We start from the raw sequence: 834 nt of genomic DNA, 5'->3' as shown, positions 1-834 counted from the left end.
CTTGAACACGCCGGGATGCTCGAGCGTGCCGCCGGACTGACCGTTGTTCTTAAACCAGATGTCGCCATACTCATGGACGGCGATCGCGCGCGCAAAAACATGCTTGGCGCTATGGAAAATCGGCTCGCCGAGCAGCCCATCCTCGCGCAGCGGATTCGAGCGGATATGCCAGAGCTCGTCGTCGCGATAGGTCGTCTGTTTGAGCTGCGCGCCCTGGACGATCGTCGTCGGCGGATTGAACGTGTAATACAACCGCCCGTCGATCCCGCGCTCGACCATCGCCAGCCGCCGCGGATGCAGCCATTCGAGGCCGCCGACCGCGTAATATTCTGACGCGCGCGGATCGCCAGGCGGCAGGATCGCGCAATATGAATTCCGATAGTAGGAAACGTTCCAGGCGAGCTCGCCGACGAGCTCGGCCGGCGTCTGGCGAGCGTTCGGGTTAGCCGCAAACAGCCTGGTGACCGGATGATCCGGCAGCGCCTCGCGCGCGCCGTTCGCGCCGCGCCGATAGACCGACGCCGGCAGCGACTTCATTGCCGACGAAAGGCCATGCCGGACAGCCTGGACCGCGCCGAGTTGGCTGACGTTGCTGTCAGTGACCTCGACGCCAGCGAGCGACATGCGACCGCCAAAATCCGCCCAATAGCGCGGATCTGAAGGATCGCGCGCCGCGTTTGGATCGAACGCATCAGCGACAGCACGAAACGCCGAGCTAAGCCCGCTCCTCAAAATTCCCATCAGACCACCGTCAGGATATCAGCGCCGGTCACGAGCCTGCCGGCCGAGGGATTCCAGCTCATGAGGATCGCGGCCTGAAACAGCGCGACCAGC

The 834-nt window shown here is 63.9% G+C and carries 1 protein-coding gene; it reads right to left on the bottom strand.

From position 1 onward, the window contains the following. Positions 1 to 624, bottom strand: a 624-nt coding sequence (locus AC628_RS41380; protein WP_245321605.1) for a phage portal protein, incomplete at its 3' end; no start/stop codon positions are given. Positions 625 to 834 lie beyond the last annotated feature (210 nt).

Source organism: Bradyrhizobium sp. NAS96.2 (assembly GCF_001908235.1).
Lineage (GTDB): Bacteria > Pseudomonadota > Alphaproteobacteria > Rhizobiales > Xanthobacteraceae > Bradyrhizobium.
Note: the sequence above shows the minus strand (reverse complement) of the source record. Positions and strands in the feature narration are given on the sequence as shown.